A 26,657-nucleotide genomic window follows, 5' to 3' on the forward strand; every position below is an offset into this window, starting at 1 on the left:
ATGCATAGACCTTGTTATGAACGGAAACGTGGAGCATTAAGATAAAAGTAATTTAAAAATAAAAAGGAGTGGTCTTACATGACTAAACAATTATCTTTCTTACCAAAAATTGATAGAACAGCAACACAAGAGGAGTTAGAAGGTGTGTTGGAAAGCGTACGTATACATAGACAATTTGGGATGATGCGTAAAGAAATGAAAGTCACTCCTTCTTATGAAATACGTGAGCATGGTCCTACGCATGCAGTTGGTAAGCCGTTAGAAGATATTGCTATAGCAAATATTCAACAAAGTAAACGAGAAGAATGGCTAGAAAGAATGTCATTACGTATTGATCAATTTCTAAATCGATTAGGAAATGGACGCGCAGGAATTATCCAAAGGGACATTATTTATAAACGTTATTTAGAAGAAGAGGATGTATGTGATTACATGGTTTATAACGAAATTGGAATGTCAGAGCGTACTTATCGACGTTGGAAGTCTAAAGCATTTTATAAGCTTGCTTTTGCACTTGGATTAGAAGTTTACGAGACAGAAGAAACTGGAGGTAATGAATAGTGAATTTTGTTCAACCGATACGTGATCCAGAGCAAATACAACAAATTAAAGAATACCTAAAAGAAAAGAATGAACGCAATTATATTTTGTTTGTAATGGGAATTAATACAGGTCTACGTATTAGTGATATTTTAAAACTGAAGGTTGGAGATTTAAATGGCAGCCATATATCAATACGTGAAATGAAGACAGGTAAGCAGAAACGTATTCAGATTACTGCAGCATTAAGAAGAGAGTTAAAGTGGTACATTGAAGATATGGAAGACTATGAGTATTTAATTAAGAGCAGACAAGGAAAAAATCGACCAATCGGAAGAAGTATGGCATATAAAATACTTAGTACTACAGCAGCAAAGTTTGGTTTAGAAGAAATTGGGACACATACATTACGTAAGACATTTGGATATCATATGTACATGCAGACAAAGAACATAGCTTTGCTGATGGAGATATTCAATCATTCAAGTGAACGAGTAACGTTAAGATATATAGGAGTAAACCAAGATGTAATGGATAAAGCAATGACTAGGTTTAAAATCTAATCATTGCTTTTTTGTTCAAGGATAGCAACACATGCTTATCAACTTAAGAACAGAAACTTATGCTTGAACATAAAATCAAATCTAGATGTGTAAAGCTATTTCAAGTGAATAGAATCGCCTCTTTAAGAATACATAAAAAATATATATACAAGCGTAGTCTAATCACTACATCGTTGTTGAAAGTAGAATTCTATAAAATTTGGAGGAAGAGATATGCAAAAAAAGGTTCTTCTGTTTACAGATTTAGGGATTGATGATGCCTTTGCTATACTGTACACCTTTTTTCGTAAAGACATTCAACTTGTAGGAATCGTAGCCGATTATGGAAATGTATCAAGAGAAAATGTAATAAGAAATATTAACTATTTAAAGTACATTGCGGGAAGAGAAGAAATACCTGTATTCCTTGGTGCTTCTGTACCGTTGACAGGTATATTGATTCAGTATTTCCCTGAGGTACATGGAAAAGTTGGATTAGGACCTATTATTCCACCTGAAATTTCATATCCAGTTTATCCTTTAAATGATATTTATCAAATTATAGAATCAAATTTAGAAGATCTTACAATTATCAATTTAGGAAGACTTTCTTCGCTAGCTACGACTTTTGTATTGAATTTAGAAACAATGCGAAATGTAAGAGAATGCATTTGCATGGGGGGAGCTTTTTTCTATCCAGGTAACGTAACTGCTGTGGCTGAAGCTAATTTTTACTCAGACCCTTATGCAGCAAACTTAATTCTGCAACATGCAAAGAACTTGACAATTATTCCTTTAAATGTGACCCAACATGCGATTGTTACACCCGAAATGGTCCAGCAAATCGATGCATTTCATCGGAATACACAGGATCTTGCAGGGCTCATCATTAAACCTATGTTAGATTATTATTATAATTTTTACTCCAAGTCTAATCCAGGTATAAGTGGAAGTCCTATGCATGATTTTGTAACAGTGTGGTATTTGCTAAATAGAGAGGCTGTTAACCTTACGAGAGTACCCATTAAAGTAATTCCTGATCAAGGGGAAGGTTTTGGACAAAGCATTGCAGACTTTCGTTTTGTTACAAATCCAGGCTATAAAATGCATAATGTAGCTTTTCAGTTTGATTATGAAAGGTTCAGGAAGGATATTATGGAAACGTTCTTAAAGAAGAGAGTGTAAAAGACTTTGTTCATTTTATTTAACGTATAGGAATCCAACTTTTTAGGTTGAAATTCTCTTAGTATACAAAATTTTTGAAATTCTGGCTGTATTTCGTCACTATCAAGCTAATAAAATAAAATCCTGCTAAAAATAAAAATCTACTGACTATTTAAAGTAATTAAATACAGTGGATTTTTATTTTTGGAGTACATTAAAATTAATAATTGGTGGCCATGTTATTCTACCCCATTCTATACAGTTACTCATTTTTATTGTGTTGTGTAACTCAAAAGAGGAAGTGTTATGAAGTTATGAATATCAAAGGCTGTAGCATTTGGCATAGTTACACAAAATATAAGATATGGGTAAGTTAGTTGAGCAAAATGTATAAGGTTAATTAATAATTGGGACATCGTTAGGAGAATTTAGGTTTATCAAGCAAATTATATTCTTATGACGATATCCCAACATTACTTAGAAAAATGATGTAAGAAATTTTAATCGATATGAAATTTAGTAGAGGATTGTACTTGTGCCTTAAATAGTATAACTAATACTCATAGATTAAGTTATTCCTATTTTTAAACTATGAAATCAGCAAAATGGAATACCATAGAGGGATCTGCAACGGAAAGACCAGGATTTGTAGGGTTAGAAAGGCCAGATCCACCAACAACTTCAATTTCAAGTTTTCCACGTAATGGACGTTCTCCTACTAAATAATCTCCTGTGGATTTAACATGAAGAATTCCGTTTACAAAAGAACTAATATCAAACTCTAATCGAGTACAACTCATTGGAGGGATAATTGTTAGACCAAGCCCTTCCAGAAAAGGTCTTTCATTCTCAGTAATTATAAAGGGAAGTGGTGTACCATCAACCGAGATTTGTACAGGAGGACAATACTCGATTACCACATCAGCTTCTAGCGATTGTCTTGTTGGATTCTTAAGGATAATTACAAGCCTATTATTTGGTTGTCCAACCGCAGCATTTAATGGAACTAGAAAAGGTCCTGTAGTAATCGTATTCTTTCTAACATGACATTTTGATTTATAACTGGACATAAAATCATCTCCTATTAAAAATACTTTCTGTATATCTTATTAACATTAAACGTAAGTTGTACAGGCTGATATAGCATAAGAAGCATTGGATTATAGTAAAGTCCTCCATTATAACTTACCTGCAGTATTCATGTGGAATTTAATATTAGTGGCAGAGTCGTGACCGCTTTTTGGCAGAAAATGTGCCGGTCGTTTTGGAATCAACGTGATATATTTGCATTGTGAGAAGTGGCGGAAAACACAACTCACTATGTTGTTTTTTAATTTCTAAACGGTTCGTAATGACGGCACATAAAATCCGAAACCAGCAGATGGTACTGATTGAATGTTACCCGTTAATAAGGAGAGCTTTTGCTCTTCTTCCAGTCACTTGATAATGTTGGAGCAGTTAATTGTAACATCATTAGGTGATTGGAAAAAGAATAAAAATTCATGTACCGTAATTGAAACATAAATTAGTAATTGAGGGCAAAGCATCCATTCGGGTGCTTTTTTATTTTGAGGAGGATGAAAGGGATGGAAGGTAAAACATTAGTATTTAAACCTGTAAAGCAATATAGGGTTGATCCGAATAAAATTCAAACATTAGATGATGTAATTGCTATCTTAAAAAAAGTAACGATATATGTGAACGGCGAAGAATCATTGGAAGGTATAGAACATTTGATTGAAGAGGAGTGAGGATATTTCATGCAACCTCTAACAATACAAGAGATTAATAAACTATATGAGCAAGATAATATCATTAAATTCTATAAGCATCCTTATTGGAGAAGGAACATTAGAATCAAGGCATTAGAAAGAGATAACAATGAATGCCAGGAGTGTAAGCGTAAAGGTAAGTATAGCAAGGGTAGGAACGTCCATCATATCAAGGAGTTGAGGGATTTTCCCGAACTTGGATACGTACTCAGCAATCTCGAGACACTATGCATTCAATGCCATAACAAAGAACATAACAAAGAGAAGAACATAGTGAAGAAGCGTTGCACGATAGTAGATGAAGAGAGGTGGTAAGTGTGAACAGCTTAACGATACAAGGTAACACGTATGATCTTAATGAAATCAAACGCATCATTGAACATCCTGTTGACATGACTATCATATTCGATGCTGATATGTACAAGCGATTCCAAAAGGATATCTACACAACATACAAACAGATAAGACACATATGTAATCCAAGAGCATGCGAGAAGACATCTTTACAAACAGTAAAGGCGAGTCTTAAAGAACATTGGTTAGAACAATACTTAAACTTAAGTTTAGAAGAAGCTAACTTAATAATTGAATACGCTGATAAGTTTTTTGGTTTAGCTATAAAATAATTTGAAATAAATTTCCTAAGACACCCCCCGGGTAAAATATAGAAACAATTTTGCTGGGGGACCGAACAACGCGAGGGGGGATTTCTCTTTTTATTTTCGCGTTACGCGCGTGGGTATAGAAAAAAAGGCAAAAAAATACCATCCCTTCTCTGGGATGATTAAAATTTTCGATATGTATTTGTAATCAGTGGACCGTCGCCACTGTTTCCTTCTAAGTAAAACTATACATGATTATTCTCGTCTTTACAAGTGTCATTTTTAAAATTAATCTTCGAAAAAATCCAATGAAAAAGCGGGGTGGTGATATTGTGAGCGGAAAACAAAGTAAATATAAATTAGCGTTCAAAGATTTCTTAGAAGGTGTTAAATACAAGGATATCGCGGATAAATATGGCGTATCTGTTAGCACTATTAAATCATGGCGCAGCCGTTATTGGGAAGACATGATAAATGAAAAAGGTCTAAAAAATGTTTCGGAAAAGGTTGCAAAACTTCAAAAAAACAGAGAAAAAACGCTTAGAAATAAAATAAGAGATGATTTATATGAACAACTCGGCACGAACGGTATCATACACGCTCATTTTATGGATTTAGTAGAAGATTATATGTCATTTTGGGATATAAAAAACAGATTGATAGCTGATGTAAAAGATCGCGGTGTATCTGTACTAGGCGCTAATGGATTTATGAAAAAAAACGATAGCATTAACGAGTTGAATAAAACTAACACGCAAATGTTAAAGATTCTTAACGAGTTAGGACTTAAGGCGGTAAGTGAGGATGATGACGATGATGCAGAAGTCTAATCTTCCTTATAAATATCATCCTTTCATTAGTGAGTACATGCATGATGTGGAAAGCGGATCTATCCGTTCTTGTAATGAACAAAAACAATTAATGACCTTAGTTCGAAAAACTTTAGATGATCCAAATGTTTATGTTGATGTTCAAGCTATTGAGGATAGTGTTAATATCCCAGCTAAATATTTTCCATTCGAATTATTCGCATGGCAACGTTTTGTTAACGCTTGTGTGTTCGGCGTTCGTTATAAGGACACCAACCGTCTTGTTTGGAATCAAATATTAATACTGATGGGACGTGGCGGTGGTAAAAACGGATATGCCGGATATTTAAACTTCTATATGCTATCTAAACAGTTTGGTATAGATAGATATCACATTGAATGGATCGCGACATCTGAAGAACAAGCAAAAACTACATTCGATGACGTGAAGGAAGTAATAGAAAATCCTGCAAATAAGGTTTTAAAGAAATCATTTAGTACTACAAAGGTACTAATTAAACATAAAACAAACAAATCTCACATGAAATTCAATACTTCTAATGCTAGAACGAAAGATGGACGACGTCCTGGATCAGTTTGGTTCGATGAAATTCATGAATATGAAGATTATAAGTCGATTAAAGTATTCCGTTCAGCCTTGGGTAAAGTTAAAGATGGACGAACTTTCTATTTAACAACGGATGGATATGTCCGTGGTGGCGTTTTGGATGATATGAAAGAGAAGGCTCGAATGATTCTAAGTGGCGAAGTTGAAAGGAGTAAGTTATTCCCCTTCATCTGCAAATTAGACTCCGAAGAAGAAGTCGAAGATATTGCAAACTGGGAAAAAGCTAATCCTTCTATTCGAGATAATATGGAATTATTCGAAACGATGAAAGAAGAATGGGCCGATTGTCAAACCAACATTCCTATGCATGTTGAATTCATGACAAAACGGATGAACATTCCGAAGCAGCTATTTCAACATAAAATCGCTACTTATGAGGATCTTCTTGCAACAGATCAACCTTTACCTGATGATTTACACAAATATGAATGTATTGGTGGTGTAGATTACGCAGAATTACGCGATTTCTGCAGCATCGGTTTGCTATTCAAACGGCAAGGGAAGCGTTATTGGATTCACCATACCTTTATATGGCATCAGGCATTGAAAATGCAGGATATTAATCAAGATATTATAGATATAGGTGTGGAAAAAGGACTCTTCACCATCGTCTATGATAAAGAAATCGAGCCCAAACGTGTTATCAATTGGTTTTTAGAAAAATCGAAAACATACGACATTAAGCGTATCGCGATTGATAAATTCCGTTCTGTAATCTTGAAACCTTTATTAGAAGAAGCTGGTTTTAACGAAAGAGTTGAGATAGTAAGGCGCGGGCAGTACATTCATGCTATGTTAGACCCATTAATCCAACATCTATTCATCAATCATAATATTGTTTTCCACGACGATCCTGTTATGCGTTGGTATTGCGGGAATGTTTATGTGGACGAACTAGGATGGCTCAAAAGAATATAAAAAAATCGACCCTGTCAAAAGAAAAACTGACGGGTTTTTTGCGTTCACACATGCGCTCAATTTCGACGGTGATCTTGAAGACTATGCAGTCGATTTAAACGATATGCAAGTATGGTCATTCTGAGAAAGGGGGTGAAAAAATGGGAATTCGTAATGTTTTTAAAACCATTTTAGGAAAAAGTGATAATGGAACAGTCCCGGATGTTGATTGTAGTGTGATGACACTTAAAGCTGAAATTGCTTACAAGAAATTGTATGTTAACGCTGCTATCGATTTAATTGCTCGTAGTTTAGTAGCTTGTGATTTTGAAACATATAGAAGTGGCAAGTTAAAAAGAAGTTTGAACTACTACCAATTAAATGTGGCACCAAATAAGAATGAAAATGCCCATGAGTTTTGGTATAAGGTTGTCCATCAGTTAATTTACGAAAAGGAAGCGTTAATTTTACCTATAGGTGAGGAACTGTGGATAGCTGAATCGTTTCATCGTGAAACTACGAATGGTTTTAATGAGTATGTTTATAAAAGTGTTTCGATTAACAATCAGCTTTTAACGAAGGAATTTAGAGAACAAGACGTTCTATACTTGAGCCTTTCTGTAGAGTCAATAAACAACGTGATTAATAGTTTATATAGTTCATATGGACTATTACTAGCTAAAGCGATGTCAGATTACAAAGGCAATGGAAGAATACGTTATTTGTTCAGAGGCCGTTTCATGAATTCGTTAACTGATGAAAATGGAAAAGCTTCGCAAGAACTTTTTGAAGAGAAAGCAAAAGATTATATGAATCCTGAAAAGTTAGCAGCAATCATGTTCTTACCTGACAACGTACAAATGGAAGATCAAAGCAAGGACCCACGTAATTTAGATACGAGGGACATCAAAAACCTTGCAAAAGATATGTTAGATTTCGTGGCAACTGCCTTCCACATTCCTCCTTCATTACTAAGTGGAATAAGTGAAGGTGGCATTTCAACTACCGGTAATCCTACTGGCGATTTAGATAACTTTATCATATTCGCAGTAAGACCAATAGGGGAAATGATTACTAACGAATATAACAAGAAGATGTTCTCTAGAGAGCAATATTTAAGTAAAACATACATTAGATTCAACATGGACAACTTCAAATTGTTCGATCTTACTAAGTTTGCTAATTCCGTTGACAAGCTATTTGCAGTCGGTGGCATGAGCATAAACGATGTATTAGAACGTCTAGGAAAAGAACAAATAAAAGAAGATTGGGCTAATGAACGATATGTTACTAAGAACTATGAGAGAGCAAGGATAAGCGGAACTATGAAAGGGGGTGAAGATATTGGAAATGGAAAAGATTCAACCGAAGTTCCTAATGATGGACAACAATCAACAGGACAATAGTAAATCAGTCATTTATATGTATGGGAATGTTGGTAAAGCTCCTTTGGGTGACATTTCTTCTCAAGGTGTAAGAGAAATGTTAGATGGTGTTACAAATGACATTGAAATTCACATCAATTCAAATGGTGGCGATGCGTTTGAAGGGATTGCAATTTGCAACTACTTAAAAAATCACCCTTCTAATGTAACTGCCGTTATTGATGGTATAGCCGCTTCAGCCGCTTCATTAATTGCAATGGGTGCTAATAAAATCGAAATGCCTTCTAATACCACTATGATGGTACATCGTGCATCGACATATGCATTCGGTAATGCTGACTCATTAGAGAAGCAAGCTAAAATGCTACGTGACGTTGACGAAGCGTTAATTCAATCTTATAACAGCCGTTTTAACGGTGAGTTTTTCCAACTAGAAACACTTCTAGACAACGAAACTTATATGACCGCTGAAAAAGCTAAGTCATTCGGTTTCTGTGACGTAATCACTGATTCAATACAATCAAGTGTGGACAGTGAATCTGTAATTACAAATGAAGTTGAAGAACAACCCATCATCGCATCTATCGAAAACGAAGGTGAAAAACGTACTCAAAACGCTGAAAAATCAGCTAATTTTATGGTTTCACTATTAAAATCTATTAAACTGTAGGAGGTAATTTACAATGATTAAAGACTTAGAAACGAAATTTGAAAATCAACAAAATTTAAGTAAGGTTTTAGCATCTGGTTCAGATGAAGAGGTGAATGATGCGTTAGTTGCATTCGCTCAAGGTATTCAAGAAAAAATTTTAGCACAAGCATCAGTACAATCTAGCGATCAAGCTATCTTAGCTGCTCGTGGTGGACGTGCTTTAACTAGTCAAGAAACGAAATACTACAATGAAGTAATTGCAGGTAACTCTTTTGCTGGTACTGAAGCATTAGTACCACCAACTGTTATCGAACGAGTATTTGAAGACTTAGTTCAAAATCATGAATTATTATCTGAAATTACATTTGTTAACGTCGGTGCTTTAACTGAATGGATTCTGAAAAAAGGTGATATCCAAACTGCCTTCTGGGGTAAATTGTGCGCGGCTCACAAAGAACTTTTAGATGAAGGTTTCGAAACGATTAAAATTGAGGAATACAAATTATCAGCATTTATGCCTGTATGTAAAGCAATGTTAGACCTTGGCCCGACTTGGTTAGATCGCTACGTTCGAACTGTATTAGTTGAATCTTTAAAAATCGCTTTAGAATTAGCTATCGTTCGTGGTACTGGTAAAGATCAACCTGTAGGCATGATGAAAGATTTATTAACTGTTACAGGGGGCGTACATGCTGATAAAGCCGATACTGGTAAGTTAAAAGACCTTAATCCTTACACTTTAGGTAATATCATGGCTCTACTTACTAAAGATGGTAAACGTAATCCATCTAATGTGTTACTAATCGTTAACCCTGTAGACTACTGGTCTAAAATTTATGGTTATACTACACGACCTAACATGGATGGAACTTACACTTATAACGTTCTTCCGATTCCAGGTAAAATCGTTAAATCAAATGCTGTTCCTAAAGGTAAATTAATCGCTGGTATGGCAAAAGATTACTTCCTTGGATTAGGTGGAGCACAACGTTTAGACGTTTACGATCAAACACGCGCTATCGAAGACGAAGATTTATACATCGCTAAAATGTACGCTAATGGTCGTGCTGAAGAAAATGAATCATTCTTAGTTTATGATATTTCTGAAATGAAAGACCCAGGTACAGTGGTGACTACTCCAGCACCTACTAAATAGGGAGTGATCCTTTATGAGTGACAATCAATCACAGGCGACGTTACAGTCGCCTTTTGATTTGTTAGAAGATGTAAAACATGCACTAGCAATCACTTGGGATGAAGAAGACAAGGACATCATAAAGCTTATAGATCGTTCCGTTTACTATATTAATGATTTAGTAGGCGCTGAACTTGATCTAGCCGTCCATTTATCCGCAAGGGAGCTAGTTATTAACCGTATTCGTTATGAATACAACAATGCATTAGATAGTTTCGAAAGTAACTTTAGACAACCACTTTCACGATTGATATTACACGTCGCAATCGATGAAAGGAAAAAGAACAATGGCGATTGAACAACATCGAAAAACCTTTAATGATGGACTTATTAGCGTTAAGGAAAGTAAAACAATCCGGAATAGCGCTAAAAAAGTAATCGGACGTGAAAATGTTGAGATTATCAAACTTAGATTTTCGGAACTTTCGTGTCGTGAAGTTGATATTCAATACGCTGAAAGTATTGATAAAAAGTTAGATATGAAGATTGAAACATTATACGCTCCTATGTTCAAGAATAAGGATGTGGACAGCCTAATAATTGAATTACGAGGACGTTCTTATAGCATCATTAAAGCGGATCGTTTTAAAAATAGCATGTATTTATACTTGCAAAAGGTAGGTGGTCTAGATGACACAAGATGAGTTGTTTGAGAAGTATAATATCAAACTAGTTGAACACTTAGAATCGTTCTTTGATGGCGCTAAGGTTTATCAAGATATTGTGCAAGAAGATGAAGTTAATCTGTCCACAATTAATCATGTGGTGTTTGAGACTGATGGTTTTGAAAGGACTAGTCCTGTGATTTTAACTCAAGATGTTACAGTGTATTATTTCTCAGAAAATCGCGAGGATTTAGATGTGCTGCAAATACGTTTTATGAATAGCCTAAAAAAAACTGGCCATGTATGTAATAAATCGCTCAAGGATAAGATGCAAAAAGAAAAAACCGGATTATTTGTGGACGTACTGACATTCAAATTGAGGAGGAACGTTCGAGTTGTCTGCTAAGTTTAGTATTGATACGGCACAAGTAGAAGCGTATCAAAAGAATATTGAGCGATTACCAGATGTTGCTGAGAAAATCATTAATCGAGATTTAGATAAAGTCGTTTCGCCTGTCATGCAAAAGTCTATTCTTGGTTTAATGCCGATTTCAAAAAGAAAAAAACTACATGCCAAACTGTATAAATCCATTAATGGAGATACAAAAGAAAACTTAACCTTAACTCTTAAACCTAAGGTTAAATACAAATATCTTGTATTCCCAGATTTAGGAGTAGGCACAAGTAAAAAGAAAATGCCGCAAAAGTTTATGGAGCGCGGTGTTGAACAAAAAGTAAATTACTCTATTGAGGAATTAAATAAATCTTTAATAGAACAAATAAATAAAACATTAGGAGGGCAATAATATGCCAGTTACAGTTGATGTATTTGATGCAGTCGAGCTTAAAAACGCAAGTGTACTTTTTAAAGGTGCATCGATAACAGAGCCATTCGGTTGTGTGGGTAAATTAGATGCAGAAACAGAAATTAAATCGATTGAAAAGAAATGTGGTGGCGTTACCGAAAAGAAAAAATCAAAGCCAACGCTATTAACAGTTAAAATTAGTGGTCATATGAAATTGAAAGTTATTCGTGACATTTTCGGTATTTCAAATACTGGATTAATAACAGATGTATTTGCGTACGGAATTAATAGCATGGGTAAAGATTTTGCGTTTGTTGCTGAAGAGAATGATATTTTCGAATCAAACAAGCGTTTAATTGCATTCCCTAACTGCTCGGCTGCAACAGGTTTCGTAAAGAGTGTGGAAAACGGAGCGGAAGAACTAGCGGAATTTGAATTAGAAATTACTGCATTACCAGATCAATATGGAAAATTCTATTATGAAGGTATCAATTTAACAGAAACAGTTTCCCAAGCTTGGTTAACTAAATTTGATCCTGCAAACTTACAAAAAACTGGGGCTTAATATTTCCATATAAGTTCTATCAAAGGCGCTCTTTATGAGTGCCTTTTAATTTTGATAATAGGGAGAGATATTACATGACAAAAGAAATTACGTTATCAACTGGTGAAGTAGTGAAAGCAAATCCTAACTTAACAGCTTTAACATTATTCAAATTAGAAAAAGAAGGAATTATCGATAAAGGATTTTTAAGTACTTTATTAAATGCTGGTGGAATTCAGAACATTGATTTATTAGATACGTTCCGTATTGTTTATGCGGCTTATCGTCAAGCAAATCCTACTGGATATATGGAATTTGAAGCATTCATGGAAGTGTATGAAGTTGATATGTCAGAAGCGTTCGATTATTTCGGTGCGGTTATAAAAAAAGAAGCTAAAAACAACATGGCAAAAGGTTTCCAACAAAAAGCAGGAAAAAAGGCTTAAAACTTCCTAAATTCGAAATTGAATTCGTTGTGGACTTATACAGTCTATACGTATTTATTTTCGAAATATCGGAGCATGACTTCTGGAATCTTCCTTTACGTGATGTTCAAAGGATCGCAGAAAACAAAAGTGCTTACGAAGGGTGGAAAGCCTATATTCAAGAAAAGGAGAGTGGAAAATAGATGGCTACTCCCTCAAAAGAAACCATAATTAAGTTTAAGGCTGACACCGCCGATTATAAAGCTAAGATAAACGAAATGAATCAGGCGAACAGAGCCTTAACACAAGAGTTAAAGTTAGCTCAAACACAAATGAAGTTAACTGGAACTGACGTCGATAAATATAAGACTTCGCTATCCACACTTGAGAAGCAATATGATATTGCTAAAAACAAAACAAGAGAGACAGCAGAACAACTTCAAAGAACAAAACAAGTGTGGGGAGAAAACGCTACAGAAACAAAGAAAGCTGAAGAAGCGTTACGACGTGCACAAATTGCTGAAGCTGAAATTTCTAACAAAATAAAAACTACTACCGAATCATTAAAAGAAGCTAAACAAGCTGAAGCATTACGAAATAGTGAAATAGGTAAGTCAAAGCAAGCGTTAGAAGGTTTGAAAACAGCCCATTCCAGTTTAAAAACTGAAGCTGATAAATTAAAATCGGCGTACGATCTCCAAGCAGCTTCACTAGGAAAGAACGCTTCAGAAACTTCCAAGGCAAAATTACAATATGACTATTTAAAGCAAGCACAACAAAACGCTGGTGAACAGTCTAGAAACTTAGCGCAACAATTAAATAATGCTAAAACAGCATTCGGCGCGGGATCGGAAGAAGTTAAAAGGTTAGAAACCGAATTAAATAGAGCGAGACAAGCTGAAATTGAACTAGGCAGAGAAACACAAGCTCTAGAAAGAAGAGTTGGAGACAGCTTTAAAACAGCTAAATCACACGTTCAAGAATTCGGTAACAAAGTAAAAGAAGTTGGGAAAAATGTTTCTGATGTAGGGAAAGACATGTCGATGAAAGTTACAGCTCCTATAGCTGGTGCTATGGGTTATGCTGCAAAAGAAGCATCTAAATTCCAACATGAAATGGCTGACATTCGAAAAGAGGTAAATGCAACCGGGCTAACATCTCAACAGGTTAATGAAGTTATGGGGAGGATGTGGGATAGTTCTCTTGCTAACTCTCAAAAGTTTGGTGTTAGTACCGAAAAGATTAATGAAGGTTTACTTGTGTTAGTTAAGGATGGATATACAGCGGAAGAAGCAATGCAGATCATGACCGTCTCCCTCCACACTGCACGAGGAGCAAATGAAGACTTAGCAAAAACTGTGGATGGATTAGGTTCTGCTTATGAGGCTACTGGGCAGAAAACTAACAATGCTAAACAGAATATAGAAGGTATCAATAAAATGGCTGATATATTTGCTTATACAGCCAATCATACTAAAGCTAGTGTACATTCGTTAACTGAGTCGATGTCAATTATCGGACCTACTGCAAATGCCGCTGGACAAGATTTATCAACAACAGCTTCTGCTGTAGGTATGTTGCAATCTAATGGTATCGAAGCAACAGTTGCGGCAAGGGCTTTAAAATCAGGTTTCGTTAACTTAGCTAAACCGACAAAAGCAATGTCAAAAGCTATGTCTAAAATGGGATTCGACGCGTATGACACAAACGGAAAAATGAAACAATTGCCACAAGTTATAGATGAACTTGAACATAGTATGCAAGGTATGACACAAGAACAACAAAACGCTACATTAGCTACGATATTTGGTAAAGAACATTTAGCGTCTTGGCAAATACTTGTTCATAGTGGCGGAGAAAAACTGAAGAAAATGTCTGATGATGCTCGCAATGCAACTGGTGAGGTTAAACATTTATCTGAACAGATGCAAGACACTCCTGAGAATAAATTCAAAGAATTACAACAAACGCTGCACACTTTAGCTGTTCAATTCGGTATAGAAGTATTGCCAGCGTTAATGCCAGCTGTCGAAAAACTAAAAGAACTAATGGATTGGATTTCTAAACTTGATCCTAAAACTAAACAAACAATCGTAATTATTGCAGCATTAGCGGCGGCAATTGGCCCATTATTAATAGTCATAGGAGCTACGATAACAGCCATAGGAACGATAATAACCGCCATCGGTTCGGTAATTGGTTTTATCGGTACTCTAATAGGTTGGATTTCAGCTATAGCTGAAGCGATAGGAGTAGTAATCACCGTAATAGCTGCATTTGTTGGTGCTCCTGTCACATTAGTTGTAGCCGCAATAGCTGCAATAATAGCAGCAGTCGTAGCAGTTATAGCTATATTTAACAACTGGGGAGGTATTACAGATTGGCTTAAAGAAAAATGGAGCCAATTTTCAACATGGATGTCAGAATTGTGGACGACAATTAGCGATGCTTGTTCTAAAGGTTGGGATAATGTAACCCAATCGATTCAAATGGCATGGGATATGATATCGCAATGGTTTAGTCAACAATGGGAAGAGTTTAAAAATAATTGGAATAACTTTTGGGCTGAAGTTGGTAACATAGCAAATGAAATGTGGACAGCAACGATTGAATGGTTTTCAAGTACATGGGATTCGTTCAAACAAATTTGTTCTGACGCATGGGAAGCTGTAAAATCAGGTTTCTCAGCATTCTGGGAAGGTTTAAAAGAGATCGCGCAAGTAGCTTGGAATATTCTATTCCAAATCATAACATTCCCATTACAGTTGTTATTAACTGCTTTCATTTTAGGATGGGAATTAATAAAAGAACCGGTAACACAATTCTGGGAATGGATTAAACCTTACATCGAAGAAGCTTGGAATGCTATTTCCTCTACTTTTATAGAATATAGAGATATGTTAGTTAACACTATCACAGAATTGTGGAATGCAATCACAAGTGCAACCAGTACAGCGTGGAATTGGATTACTAATATAATCCGTGAAGCATGGCAATGGATCACTGATACTGTAAATGAATTTTTGGGCCCTATAAAACTTAAAATACAGGAAGGTTGGAATTACGTATTAAATATAACATCAAAGGCGTGGAACGCGGTTTCGACGTTTATTTCTGATGTTTGGAATGAGATTGTTGGATATATTAGGAACAAGATAAATAAAGCAACAGATACTGTTACAAGCGGTTGGACTTCAACTAAAAATACAACATCCAACAAATGGAATGAAATAACTTCTACTATTTCGAGAGTTTGGAATACGATAACTTCGAATATTAGTAATGCAGTAAATGAAGTGAAAAGCAGAATTGAAGGCGCTTGGAATGTAGTTTATGCCATAACTTCTGGTATTTGGAACAATGTCGTATCTAATGTAACTGGCGCTTGGGATAGGTTGTCTTCTGGCGTGTCTGGAACATTCAATTATATCTCTAACATCGTTCGTAGCAATTGGAGTTATGTTTCAGATATCCTTCAAAGTGTTTACAAACCGATTAATAGTGTAGTTGGTTTCTTTTATGATCTTTGGAATTCTATTATAAGAGTAATGAACGGTATTATCGATACGGTTACAAGAGCGTGGAATAAAGCGGGTGGCATTTTAAACAAATTAAATCCATTTAGCAGTTCTTATTCTATAAGTGTTAACGATAATACAGGAAATCAAGGAATTGCCCCAGAATCATTCGCCGCGCCAAGGGCATTAGCTGTTAATTTAAATCAAGGCGTTCCATTAGCTCCATTCTCTTCTGGAGGTGCACTAGGAGATACGGTACAAAGGATTACTAAAACAATAGGTGGCAATGGTATTCTTTCTAATTTACCTAACATTGTTAACAATTCATTGTCATTGAGTAAAGGTGTTAACGCTAATCAGCAACAACAACCACAAGAAATTAAAAATGAAGTGACTTTTAATACAACTGTTAAAAATGAAAGTGATCTAAATAAAATGTTTGAAAAAGCTGATGATTGGTTTGCAAAGAAAGGACAAATGTTAAATATCGGTATAGGGAGGGCGCGACGTGGTTGATATTCGAATAAATGAAATATTAGGACGTGACTATCTTCTTTGTATGGTAGAGCGCCCTGACATACCAACAGCAAAAGAAAAAATAGAGTTTATTGAAGTTCCTGGTAGAGAAACCGGATCATTAACAAAGAAAAATGGTTATGAAGACGTTACTTTCAAGATTGACTTTAACTTGTTAGAAGATTATAACATCAAATCATTGTTACGACGTATAAAAGCTTGGCTATTGAACGCTAAAACCCTTTCTTTTACAGATGATAACGTTTATAGAAAAATAAAAAGTGTGGAAATAGGTAGTATCGCTAATGAAATAGAAGAATATGGACAATTCGAAGTTACTTTTGTAGCTGATCCATTCGAATACGCTATTCTACAACCTTTGGAAATAACTAAGACAACTACTCTTGTAAACTCGGGCACTAAGTATTCATTACCTAAAATAACGATTTTTGGTAGTGGATCAATTACTGTTACGATAAATGATGTTTCATTCTTAATTAAAAATGTAAATAGTTCAGTAGTAATTGATTCCGAGTTAAAAGAAGCATATTCGAACACTACGCCGATGAATAGTAATATGATCGGTAATTTTCCCACATTCTTTGAAGGTGCAAACACAATAAAATGGACTGGAACTGTTACAAAGTTACAAATTGACCCGAGGTGGCGTTACTTATGATTACATTATATAAACCAACTGAAACGGATTTTACTCACAATGGTATAGGTATTTTAGACGATAATATTTACGATGCAGTTATTGAAGAAGAATTAAATGGTTTATATGTCTTAAGTTTTAAATATCCGTTATTCGCTCCGCATGGATTAGAAATAGGTGGTCAATGTTTAATCAAAGCGCCAACACCTGATGGCAATCAATTGTTTCGTGTAGCACGACCTGCACCTTCTATGGGTGAATTACACGTATTTTGTTATCACGTATTCTATGATCTCGTTGATAACTTGATTGAAGATACATTTATTCAAGAAAAGGGCGGACAAGCAGCATTACAACAAATGAAAGAACGTATGCAATATAACACTAATTTTAATTTCATTAGTGATATCAATACAATTTCTAGTTCTCGTTTGGTTAGAAAAAACCCAGTCGAAGCAATACTTGATAACAGCCAGGACAACTCTTTTCTTAGTCGTTGGGGCGGGGAATTAAAAAGGGATAATTTCACCGTCCACATGCTAAGAGAACGTGGAAAAGATCGCGGTGTTGTTATTCAACACAAAAAAGATTTATTAGGATATGAAGGCGATGTTGATTGGCAAGGTGTTATAACTCGAATGATGCCTAAAGGTTTTGATGGACTACTGTTACCAGAAAAGTACGTGGAAAGCTATAACGCTAGTAAATATATTAAACCTAAAATTAGAGTTGTTGAATTTGAACACATTAAAGCAGCTATTGGTGATTATGCTGACGACGAAGACGCAGTTCCGTTACCACAAGCATATGAAATGTTACGCAATGCCGCAAAAAAAATGTACGATGAACAACATGTTGATTATCCAAAAGCGACATATAAAGTAGAGTTTCAAGAGCTATCTCAAACTGAAGAGTATAAAGATTTGGCGGTATTACAACGTGTATATATGGGAGATACAGTAACAGTTATACATGAAGAAGACGGTTTCGAAATTGAAGCTAAAGTTAATCATTACAAATACGACCCGATCAATGAAGAGTATATCGAATTGACATTAGGCAATTTTAAAGAGTCATTTGTTGATATAACAGACAGAGTTGATAATGTTGAGAATAACTTCAATGATATTAGAGATAGCGTCAATGGTATTAAAAACAACGTTAAAGGAATGGAAAAATCAATATTAGAACAATCACGCGAAAATGCTACGAATTTAATCAATAGCGGTTTCGGTGGCCATGTTCGTATATATCCAGAAAGAATTTTGATTATGGATACAGCTGATGAAAGAACCGCTAAAAAAGTGTGGCAATGGAATATCAATGGATTTGGTTATTCCTCCACAGGCATTAATGGACCCTATAATACGGCAATCACAATGGATGGAAGGATTGTCGCTGATTTCATTACAACGGGTGTACTAAACGGTAACTTAGTACGTGGTGGAGAGATAGTTGGTTCTACAGTACGGACAGACAACGGTACTAACTATGTACACATCCAAAAACAATTCATACGCTTGATGGAATCGAATTTAACGCGAATGTTTATTGGTTATTACAAAAGAGCTGTTGATAGCCAAATACAACCAACAATACTTATGCATGATGATGTGGATACATCACGTTTCCGCGATGGTACTTTAACAATATCTCAATTCCCAGTGAAAGGAGAAAATTACTATACTGGTAGCTTTGGTATTGTTAAAGGTTATGATGCGGATCAAACTCCACATTATTGCGCTAAATTAAATGTGGATACAAAAGGGGATGTATCTCTTAATGGAGATAACTATATTTATATTACTGGTAATAACGGAGTCACCCTAAGGTCTGATAAACAATTGAGTGCTTATACTAATACAATTCGTTTAGATTCTGTTAGCCACGTAGATATTCTTACTGGTGGGGCTTTGTTTATGAAAAGTAATCAGAATACAGAGGTCAATTCTGGTGGGCATACAATTATCACTTCTGGCAAAGGTATAAGTCAGTATGCAAAAAATGGATCATATTGGGTTGAAGTAGCCAACGGTGCTACCTTCACAGTATCTAATCCATCGAACGCATTTTGGGTAGACTCTGCTGGTGGAATAACGTTAAAAGGTGGATCTAAATCCGTATGGATGGACAGTCAGTCTTCCATTGTATTCAACTTAAAAGGAAAAAATATGCTTGATATAGTTGCAACGCCCAACGCTGAAACAGACCTTCGATTCCAAACAGTAATGCTACGAAACGGTAACGTTGATGGATATACAACACTTCAGGTTAAAAATGGGTCAGGAAGTGCATATAACGCTGTTACAGCATCAGCTTTTCAAACGGCATCGAAACGTGAATACAAAACAAATATTCGTGACGTGCAGTTTAGCGCAATAGAAAAAATTATGGCACTTCAAATCCAACAATACAACTTGAAAACAGATATAGAAGACTTGTATGAGAAGCGAATGAATCGTGTTGAAGGGGACCAAATTCTTACAACAAACGATATAGAAACTCACTATGGGTGGATTGCAGATGATGAAAATACTCCTGAGTGTTTTGTTACAAAAACAAGAAATGCAGCTGAAATATATTCTTCAGTAGCAATTCAAATAAAGGCATTTCAAGAAGAAAAACAAGCGAAAGATGCTGAAATTCAAGAGTTAAAAGAAGAAAATAAACAAATGAACCGTAGAATTGAAGTTTTAGAACAACTGTTACTTCAAAATTTAAATGATAAGAAACCAGAGCAGCCATAAGCTGTTTTTATTTTGTACAAAATACGGCTTTTGTATGGAAATTCCTACGATGTATTCACCATGAATAAGGTTGTCTCATATCATATAAAGATTGCTTTATTAAGATGACAAAAGGATGTGAATGTATTGGAAGATGTATATGTAAAAATCGATAGTTTAAAAGCAGAACAAAAAGAAATTATGCGTGATATTCGTAATTTAGAAACTCGCACAACAATTAATGAGAAAGACATCGCTACAATTAATAAGCAATTAGAAAAGATTAGTATGAATACAACTTGGATTTTACGAATTATTATTAGCGCAATCACAATGTCGGTTTTGGGTTTAATATTAAAAGGAATGATATAAAACCTTAAAATAAAAGTACTTATTGAAAGAGGGACAAGCGTCTCTCTTTTTTATTATAAATAAGGAGTGAAAAGATGGATCGTATTGATGTATTAATGAAAACATTTGTAGCAGCCTTCGGCGGTTTTTGCGGATACTTTCTGGGAGGATGGGATACAACATTGAAAGTTCTAGTTATCATGGCAGCTATCGACTATTTAACAGGAGTATGCGCAGCAGGATATAACGGAGAGTTGAAAAGTAAAGTTGGTTTTAAGGGCATCGCTAAAAAGGTGGTGCTTTTTCTTTTGGTTGGAGTGGCGACTCAGTTAGATACAGCACTTGGAAGCAATAGTGCTATGCGTGAAGCAACAATTTTCTTCTTCATGGGTAATGAATTACTTTCACTTTTAGAAAATGCTGGTCGTATGGGTATTCCGTTGCCGCAACCTCTAACAAATGCAGTTGAAATTTTAGGTGGTAAACAAAAACAAGAAGAAAAAAAAGGAGATGTTCAATAATGGGACACATTGTAGATATTTCAAAATGGAATGGTAATATTAATTGGCCTGTAGCAAAACAACACATTGATTTTATTATCGCTCGTGTACAAGATGGTTCAAATTATGTAGATCCATTATATAAAGGGTATGTACAAGCTATGAAGCAGCACGGCATTTCTTTTGGGAACTATGCATTCTGTCGTTTCGTTTCTGAAAATGACGCACGTGTAGAAGCTCGAGACTTCTGGAATCGTGGAGACAAGGACGCAACATTCTGGGTTGCTGATGTGGAAGTAAAAACAATGGAGGATATGAGAGTCGGTACACAAGCGTTTATCGATGAATTACGCCGATTAGGCGCTCAGAAAGTTGGTTTATATGTTGGCCACCATATGTATGCTCCGTTTGGAATGGCAAATGTAAAGGCTGACTTTGTTTGGATTCCTCGTTATGGTGGTAACAAGCCAGCTTATCCATGCGATATTTGGCAATACACAGAGACAGGTAATGTACCTGGTATCGGTAAGTGTGATTTGAACCAATTGATTGGAAGTAAACCGTTATCTTGGTTTACAGGAGAGGAACAAACAGAACAATCTGTTGCTAATGGTGGCTATCAATACGTTAAATCTGGTGGGTTTGGCATTTCACTGGTTCAGGAAGTCGTAAATGCTATGAATGAGCGTGGAACAAAAGGGAAGGTTGTCTCTGATCCATTAACTGGTTTAGCGTACTTACAAACTGAAGTACTACCTAATGGCGAGCTTGATAAGATTACAGCTTGGATGGATGAAAGAGACTGGTGGTACGAGTACATTAAAAAATAAAACAAAAGAATAGTTTGATTAACAAAAATAAAAGCCGCCTTGAGGCGGCTTTTTTAGTTTATCAAACTTAATGACACGATATAAATAACACCATTTTCTTTTGATTTTTATATAGGTTTCATCGAGTTTTCAAGATAATCGGATGTTTTTATTTCTCTTTTTCCAAATTTCATAGATAAGGTTTCCGTATTTATGAACCCCGCACTCACACTCAAAAACAAGATGAGTTTTAATGATAAGGAGTTGTTCTAAATCCAGCTGGATATGGATATATACTTTGATGTGTATATTGTATAGTTGGATAATAATGTATAGCTTCAGGGCAACATTGTTGCATTGCATACAACAATGCATGATGCATTGCATGTATTGTCGGTTGTGCTGAATGAATTGTAATGCTCCCAGCCATTACTCTGTTGCTGTTAAGATAATAATTCATCACAATAATTCACCTCTTTTAATATATTTAAATGAAATGTTATATATTATGTCTAAGTATTAAACAAGGTGTGTAACAATAAATTTAAGAAATCAGTTAGGGATACAGACACATGTCCAGCAGGCTAACAGAGCAAGTTGTCACCAAAATAATAAAAATAAGCTTTGGTACCGTAAAAGACAAAAACTTTCATTCTGGTGTTTATAAAATTTTAGCTTGAGGGCGATGGGTTCTCATTACATGTCCATTAACTTAAGAAACTTTAATACCACGCAAGTATCAAAAAATGTTATGTTTTCTAAACAAGCTAGATTAGAAAGGATGATATTTTCTTATGGATCGTTCAAGATGAACTACAAACATTTGCGGAAGAATTACAACGATATGTTCACATGTATTTTTAGAAGAAATAGCCTATTCTTGGTCCATTGGAGAAGCAATGTTATCTTTATATGTATCAATATAAATATTTCCATTTGCTGCAAGTACAGCATATGTAACATCTTTGTAGTGAAGGTTACGTTTTTTTAGTTCACATTGTAACCCTAACTCTGTCTGATTGTTTTGCCTTAGGTTTTCTGTCATAATTTCTCCATCCATAATTAGCTCGATGGGGAGTTTAGACTCTTTTTTTATTTGTATATTCAAATCTTGTTTTGTAACATTACGATATTCAGGTTTTTTCAAAACAGATATCTTACCATTTGTTTCAACTACGACATAAAGAACTTCTTCAATGTTGAAAATACCATTCTCTCTTAATTGCTGGTTTAAATAATCTAGAGAATAGCGCATTTTCCGCATATTATTTTCTAGAATTTTCCCATTTTCAATAATGACTGTCGGATTTCCAGCAAATATTTTTCTCCCTATCCGACTTTTCATGGATATATAGCTAACCATTAGAATGATAAATACTAAAATAAGAAAAGCGATGACTGCATGATGAGTTTTTACATTTAAATTAAATGCTAAATTTGCAATAATACTTCCGATAGAGATAGCACCAATAAAATCAAAGGTATTCATTTCAGCGATAATTTGCTTACCTAATATTTTAGCTCCGATAAATAAAATCGAGAAAGATAACAGTGTTCTCAAAATAATCTCTATATGTTCAGACACAAGTAGCGCCTCCTTTTAGGATTGCATGTTCGTATTATAATAATTTATATAAGGATAGTATGTATCATTGTAAAAGAATTTATTATGTTCAATAGCATTAAATAGTTCATGTAGATGAATTAATCTCGGTTCTGTTGACAAGTTTCTCAAGAGATAAAAAGAGACATGAATGTAAGAGGAAATATAATGATGTTGAATGTTTTAATAAGGAGTACATTTTTTGAAATCGAATAAAATATGAATTATCAAAAAGAAATTTGATTCCCTTAAAGAGTATTAACTAGATAAATATGAACTGATTTGAATTATCGGGATATGTTTTCTACCTACAAAATCCTGTATCACTCTAACCTATCCAGAAAATCATAATTTTTTAAACTGGTGATTTCTTTGAGGAAAAACAATCATGTACCGACAGGTATTAATATTTTAAGAACGTCCCTAAAATATATTTTTGGTGTTTTTAAATTAAATTAGAAGTGAATATGATGTGGAGTGTTTTCTTATTATCTAAATAAGAGTTTCTTAAATTACTTCTATAAAAGCTAATGGACGAGTATTATACTTATGAAGTAACTTTTATCTGATAAGAAAGGGGTATCAGATTTATGAACAACCTTAATTTCCTTTGTGAACAATTTGCTAAAATTCTTAATGGAAAAAGCAACATAAATCAGGGTGTTTGTTCTGTTTCATTGCGTCGTAATATTAAAGTGTTTGTTCAAGAACGACCAAGCACCTCGGTGATACCGGTTGGGGTATCTTTAGGATCGTTAGATCAAAAGGGCAATGCGTTGAACTATGGAGAAATCGCTATTTTACAAGAAGAAATTCCTTTATTTATGCAATCAATTGTTCAACAAGGGATTATTGTTAGCGCCTTACATAATCATTGGTTATATATGAAACCATTGATTATGTATATTCATCTCCAATCTGTTGAACCACCATTGAGTTTTGCAACAAAATTGGCAAATTCCTTTTCGGTTTTAAGTAGTTATCCAATTACTAAGAGCGGGAGCTAATTTTAAGTAGATCATATTTATTCATTTCCTACATCGAGAATCATGTGAACAAAAAATGTCCTCCAGCTAAGTGATCTGGAAAGCATTTTTATGAATTTCTAGATACATTGAATTTCGATAACAGGAATTATGTAAATGAGCTGTCCATATGAGCAACTTATTGTATTTGTTGCTTAGCATGGGGGTTTCCGAAATGCTGGCGGTACCACATAGCCAGCAAGCTAAAATTTGTTAGTATCCCCACAACGAAATTTTGTGCTAACTTGTAACCCAAAAGCTCATTTTATGGTTTTGGAGTGTATTTGTTTACTTAAGTTGATGGGCATGTGACAAGCCCTTATTATGAATAAAATATAAAGTGGTTCACCCACACTATTTAAATTATCCCGATTCAATTATATTAATTAAAAAAGATGCTGTTATATACGGAAGATAAGATTCTGAACTTCCAAATTTGATTATCTGTGGCGGTAATGATATACGCTTTTTTTATTCATTGCCAATCGTTAGGACAAAATAAGCGTAACATATAACGTACGTGCAATTTCCCCTCTCAATACGATATTATCCTCATCAAATAGCAACTACCCTTTGAATAAAGTTTGAAATTCTCAACATCAAACTTGTCTGTACACTATTTAATTAGATCGCAATTTTTACTACTACATAGATTATATAGTGACTAAATTTTTCTTTCTAAGAGAGGTGTAAAATGGATAAATTCCATAAGTGCAATCATATACCATTTCCTTGTGCATTCCCCATCCCCGAAGCTGGACCGACAGGGCCAACTGGACCTACTGGACTGCCTGGACCCACTGGATCATCAGGTGGACCACCAGGACCACCTGGACCGACAGGGCCAACTGGACCTCAAGGTGTCCAAGGTATTCAAGGTATTCAAGGCATTCAAGGCATTCAAGGTGACCCAGGATCTACTGGACCTCAAGGTATTACTGGACCTCAAGGGGTTCCTGGGATTTCTGGACCTATCGGCCCCACTGGCCCAACTGGACTTCAAGGTATCCAAGGCATTCAAGGTATTCCTGGCATTCCTGGACCTATCGGCCCCACTGGAATAACCGGGCCAACTGGACTTCAAGGTATTCAAGGCATTCAAGGGGTTCAGGGTATTCAAGGTATTCAAGGTATTCCTGGACCAACCGGACCTCAAGGTATTCCTGGCGTCCCAGGTTCTGCAGGGCCGACTGGACCTTCTGGAGCTGTTGGACCGACCGGACCTTCCGGAGGACCACCTGGACCGACCGGACCGACCGGACCTTCTGGAGGGCCACCTGGCCCAACTGGACCTACAGGGCCACCTGGAGGATCAACCGGAGTGACTGGCCCAACTGGACCTACAGGGGCACCTGGCCCAACTGGCATTCAAGGTATCCAAGGTATCCAAGGTATTCCTGGACCCACTGGACCTCAAGGGATTCAAGGAATTCAGGGTATCCAAGGTAATCCAGGGCCTATTGGGCCTATTGGCCCCACTGGAATAACTGGTGCGACTGGACTTCAGGGTATCCAAGGTATCCAAGGTAATCCAGGACCTATTGGACCTATTGGACCTACTGGCCCAACTGGACTTCAAGGTATCCAAGGCATCCAAGGTATCCAAGGTATTCCTGGACCCACTGGACCTCAAGGACTCCAAGGGATTCAAGGGCCAACTGGATCTCAGGGAGCTACAGGAGCCACAGGTCCCGTTTCTACTAGCTCTACAAAAGAAGTTATTTATGGTGGCTCTAACGCCGGATTTCAAATACTAGTAGGATCACCTGGCCCTGAATCAGCGACAATTCCATATACAGTAGGAGGTGATGGATCAATAGTTGGATTTGCCATATCTACAAATACAAATAACTTACAAGCCAATACCTATCAATTTCAAGTATGCAAAAACGTACCTAATAATGCAGCCACTCCTCCAATAGGTAATATCATTGCTACAATTACTTTTACAGTAACCGCTAGTATTACAGGTACAATAATATTTACAATTAGGCCTACCGATATTGGCCCACAGCCTGTTAAAGTATCCAACAATGCCCCTTATGTAATAACACCAAACGCTTCAGTCACCTGGACAACTAACCTTCCAGGTAATCCTATTAATCGGACGGATGCGCTTTCAGTATTTTTGGATCGAAATATTTCTAATAGTATGGTATCTGTAGTATTTCTTAACACCTCTATATAGGTGTTAAGCGTAAATTTTGAAAAATTAAAAGCATATTATTAATGCATGTGAAAATTGTTATTCAAAAAATCCGACTCTAGTCTTACGAGTCGGATTTTTTTACTTATAAATTTTCATAAACTTTTCCTAAATCTTTCTTTAACTGGGATTTTAACTGTTGATTTTCGCCTTCTAATGCCTTAACTCTCTATCTTAGT

The 26,657-nt window shown here is 35.6% G+C and carries 27 protein-coding genes and 2 pseudogenes; 25 read left to right on the top strand and 4 right to left on the bottom strand.

Annotation, left to right across the window (positions count from 1 at the left end; translation table 11 throughout):
* Nucleotides 1–78: 78 nt before the first annotated feature.
* From ATL10_RS08545 to ATL10_RS08555, 3 genes are all read left to right on the top strand, one after another.
* On the top strand, nt 79–561 hold the full coding sequence (locus tag ATL10_RS08545; protein WP_090977984.1) for an ArpU family phage packaging/lysis transcriptional regulator: 483 nt from the start codon (nt 79–81) through the stop codon (nt 559–561).
* Nucleotides 561–1,103, top strand: coding sequence for a site-specific integrase (locus tag ATL10_RS08550; RefSeq protein WP_110496724.1), 543 nt, complete (start codon nt 561–563; stop codon nt 1,101–1,103). Before ATL10_RS08545 ends, ATL10_RS08550 begins: the two co-directional genes overlap by 1 nt.
* Before the next feature lie 213 nt (nt 1,104–1,316).
* Complete coding sequence (locus ATL10_RS08555; RefSeq protein WP_001170292.1) at nt 1,317–2,267, top strand: nucleoside hydrolase; 951 nt, start codon at nt 1,317–1,319, stop codon at nt 2,265–2,267.
* 563 nt (nt 2,268–2,830) lie between these two features.
* Here the strand turns inward: ATL10_RS08555 and ATL10_RS08560 are convergent.
* Nucleotides 2,831–3,316, bottom strand: coding sequence for a hypothetical protein (locus ATL10_RS08560; RefSeq protein WP_000100518.1), 486 nt, complete (start codon nt 3,314–3,316; stop codon nt 2,831–2,833).
* Nucleotides 3,317–3,832: 516 nt separating this feature from the next.
* Here ATL10_RS08560 and ATL10_RS31185 point away from each other — a divergent pair.
* The 20 genes and pseudogenes from ATL10_RS31185 (at nt 3,833) to ATL10_RS08660 (ending at nt 21,665) form a co-directional block, all read left to right on the top strand.
* Nucleotides 3,833–3,997 (top strand): hypothetical protein, encoded by a 165-nt coding sequence (locus ATL10_RS31185; RefSeq protein WP_179879475.1) that lies wholly within the window; start codon nt 3,833–3,835, stop codon nt 3,995–3,997.
* 9 nt (nt 3,998–4,006) lie between these two features.
* Nucleotides 4,007–4,333, top strand: a complete 327-nt coding sequence (locus ATL10_RS08570; protein ID WP_098311751.1) for an HNH endonuclease — start codon at nt 4,007–4,009, stop codon at nt 4,331–4,333.
* A 2-nt stretch (nt 4,334–4,335) separates the two neighbouring features.
* Nucleotides 4,336–4,644: a hypothetical protein gene (locus tag ATL10_RS08575; RefSeq protein ID WP_098311752.1), complete on the top strand. Its 309-nt coding sequence runs from the start codon at nt 4,336–4,338 to the stop codon at nt 4,642–4,644.
* Between the two features lie 308 nt (nt 4,645–4,952).
* On the top strand, nt 4,953–5,450 hold the full coding sequence (locus ATL10_RS08580) for a P27 family phage terminase small subunit (RefSeq protein WP_110496819.1): 498 nt from the start codon (nt 4,953–4,955) through the stop codon (nt 5,448–5,450).
* Nucleotides 5,425–7,099: pseudogene (locus ATL10_RS08585) on the top strand (terminase TerL endonuclease subunit). The gene ATL10_RS08580 and the pseudogene ATL10_RS08585 overlap by 26 nt, the downstream one beginning before the upstream one ends.
* Nucleotides 7,100–7,115: 16 nt before the next feature.
* Nucleotides 7,116–8,360: a phage portal protein gene (locus tag ATL10_RS08590; RefSeq protein WP_110496726.1), complete on the top strand. Its 1,245-nt coding sequence runs from the start codon at nt 7,116–7,118 to the stop codon at nt 8,358–8,360.
* Between the two features lie 16 nt (nt 8,361–8,376).
* Nucleotides 8,377–9,009 (top strand): head maturation protease, ClpP-related, encoded by a 633-nt coding sequence (locus ATL10_RS08595; RefSeq protein WP_110496821.1) that lies wholly within the window; start codon nt 8,377–8,379, stop codon nt 9,007–9,009.
* A gap of 13 nt (nt 9,010–9,022) precedes the next feature.
* Nucleotides 9,023–10,147 (top strand): phage major capsid protein, encoded by a 1,125-nt coding sequence (locus ATL10_RS08600; RefSeq protein WP_110496728.1) that lies wholly within the window; start codon nt 9,023–9,025, stop codon nt 10,145–10,147.
* 13 nt (nt 10,148–10,160) lie between these two features.
* The gene (locus ATL10_RS08605) at nt 10,161–10,484 is read left to right on the top strand and encodes a hypothetical protein (RefSeq protein ID WP_110496729.1); all 324 of its coding nucleotides are present in this window, start codon (nt 10,161–10,163) and stop codon (nt 10,482–10,484) included.
* Nucleotides 10,474–10,830, top strand: a complete 357-nt coding sequence (locus tag ATL10_RS08610; RefSeq protein WP_110496731.1) for a phage head-tail adapter protein — start codon at nt 10,474–10,476, stop codon at nt 10,828–10,830. Before ATL10_RS08605 ends, ATL10_RS08610 begins: the two co-directional genes overlap by 11 nt.
* Nucleotides 10,817–11,197: a hypothetical protein gene (locus ATL10_RS08615; protein WP_110496733.1), complete on the top strand. Its 381-nt coding sequence runs from the start codon at nt 10,817–10,819 to the stop codon at nt 11,195–11,197. The genes ATL10_RS08610 and ATL10_RS08615 overlap by 14 nt, the downstream gene beginning before the upstream one ends.
* Nucleotides 11,187–11,597 (top strand): hypothetical protein, encoded by a 411-nt coding sequence (locus ATL10_RS08620; protein WP_110496735.1) that lies wholly within the window; start codon nt 11,187–11,189, stop codon nt 11,595–11,597. The genes ATL10_RS08615 and ATL10_RS08620 overlap by 11 nt, the downstream gene beginning before the upstream one ends.
* 1 nt (nt 11,598) lies before the next feature.
* Complete coding sequence (locus ATL10_RS08625) at nt 11,599–12,162, top strand: phage tail protein (RefSeq protein WP_110496737.1); 564 nt, start codon at nt 11,599–11,601, stop codon at nt 12,160–12,162.
* A 74-nt stretch (nt 12,163–12,236) separates the two neighbouring features.
* Nucleotides 12,237–12,587, top strand: coding sequence for a hypothetical protein (locus ATL10_RS08630; RefSeq protein WP_110496739.1), 351 nt, complete (start codon nt 12,237–12,239; stop codon nt 12,585–12,587).
* A 182-nt stretch (nt 12,588–12,769) separates the two neighbouring features.
* The gene (locus ATL10_RS08635) at nt 12,770–16,600 is read left to right on the top strand and encodes a phage tail tape measure protein (protein WP_110496741.1); all 3,831 of its coding nucleotides are present in this window, start codon (nt 12,770–12,772) and stop codon (nt 16,598–16,600) included.
* Nucleotides 16,593–17,279, top strand: coding sequence for a phage tail protein (locus ATL10_RS08640; RefSeq protein ID WP_110496743.1), 687 nt, complete (start codon nt 16,593–16,595; stop codon nt 17,277–17,279). The genes ATL10_RS08635 and ATL10_RS08640 overlap by 8 nt, the downstream gene beginning before the upstream one ends.
* Nucleotides 17,276–20,005 carry a phage tail spike protein gene (locus ATL10_RS08645; protein WP_110496745.1) on the top strand — a complete coding sequence of 910 codons (2,730 nt, stop codon included), beginning with the start codon at nt 17,276–17,278 and terminating at the stop codon, nt 20,003–20,005. The genes ATL10_RS08640 and ATL10_RS08645 overlap by 4 nt, the downstream gene beginning before the upstream one ends.
* 126 nt (nt 20,006–20,131) lie before the next feature.
* A complete protein-coding gene (locus tag ATL10_RS08650; protein WP_000390479.1) occupies nt 20,132–20,356 on the top strand; it encodes a hypothetical protein in 225 nt (74 codons plus the stop codon).
* Between the two features lie 74 nt (nt 20,357–20,430).
* Nucleotides 20,431–20,856 (top strand): phage holin family protein, encoded by a 426-nt coding sequence (locus tag ATL10_RS08655; RefSeq protein ID WP_110496747.1) that lies wholly within the window; start codon nt 20,431–20,433, stop codon nt 20,854–20,856.
* Nucleotides 20,856–21,665 carry a GH25 family lysozyme gene (locus ATL10_RS08660; RefSeq protein WP_110496749.1) on the top strand — a complete coding sequence of 270 codons (810 nt, stop codon included), beginning with the start codon at nt 20,856–20,858 and terminating at the stop codon, nt 21,663–21,665. Before ATL10_RS08655 ends, ATL10_RS08660 begins: the two co-directional genes overlap by 1 nt.
* A 54-nt stretch (nt 21,666–21,719) precedes the next feature.
* Here ATL10_RS08660 and ATL10_RS31810 read toward each other — a convergent pair.
* The 3 genes and pseudogenes from ATL10_RS31810 to ATL10_RS08675 all read right to left on the bottom strand — a co-directional run.
* Nucleotides 21,720–21,863: pseudogene (locus tag ATL10_RS31810) on the bottom strand (DDE-type integrase/transposase/recombinase); the annotation flags it as partial.
* A 31-nt stretch (nt 21,864–21,894) separates the two neighbouring features.
* On the bottom strand, nt 21,895–22,104 hold the full coding sequence (locus tag ATL10_RS08670) for a hypothetical protein (RefSeq protein ID WP_110496823.1): 210 nt from the start codon (nt 22,102–22,104) through the stop codon (nt 21,895–21,897).
* A gap of 414 nt (nt 22,105–22,518) precedes the next feature.
* Nucleotides 22,519–23,229, bottom strand: coding sequence for a DUF421 domain-containing protein (locus ATL10_RS08675; protein ID WP_110496751.1), 711 nt, complete (start codon nt 23,227–23,229; stop codon nt 22,519–22,521).
* Between the two features lie 608 nt (nt 23,230–23,837).
* On the opposite strand from ATL10_RS08675, the gene ATL10_RS08680 reads away from it, so the two are divergent.
* The gene (locus ATL10_RS08680; RefSeq protein ID WP_110496753.1) at nt 23,838–24,254 is read left to right on the top strand and encodes a DUF1259 domain-containing protein; all 417 of its coding nucleotides are present in this window, start codon (nt 23,838–23,840) and stop codon (nt 24,252–24,254) included.
* 712 nt (nt 24,255–24,966) lie between these two features.
* Nucleotides 24,967–26,460 carry a collagen-like domain-containing protein gene (locus tag ATL10_RS08685; protein ID WP_110496755.1) on the top strand — a complete coding sequence of 498 codons (1,494 nt, stop codon included), beginning with the start codon at nt 24,967–24,969 and terminating at the stop codon, nt 26,458–26,460.
* The last annotated feature ends 197 nt before the right edge of the window (nt 26,461–26,657 follow it).

The sequence above is a fragment of the Bacillus sp. 196mf genome (assembly GCF_003217275.1).
GTDB lineage: Bacteria > Bacillota > Bacilli > Bacillales > Bacillaceae_G > Bacillus_A > Bacillus_A thuringiensis_S.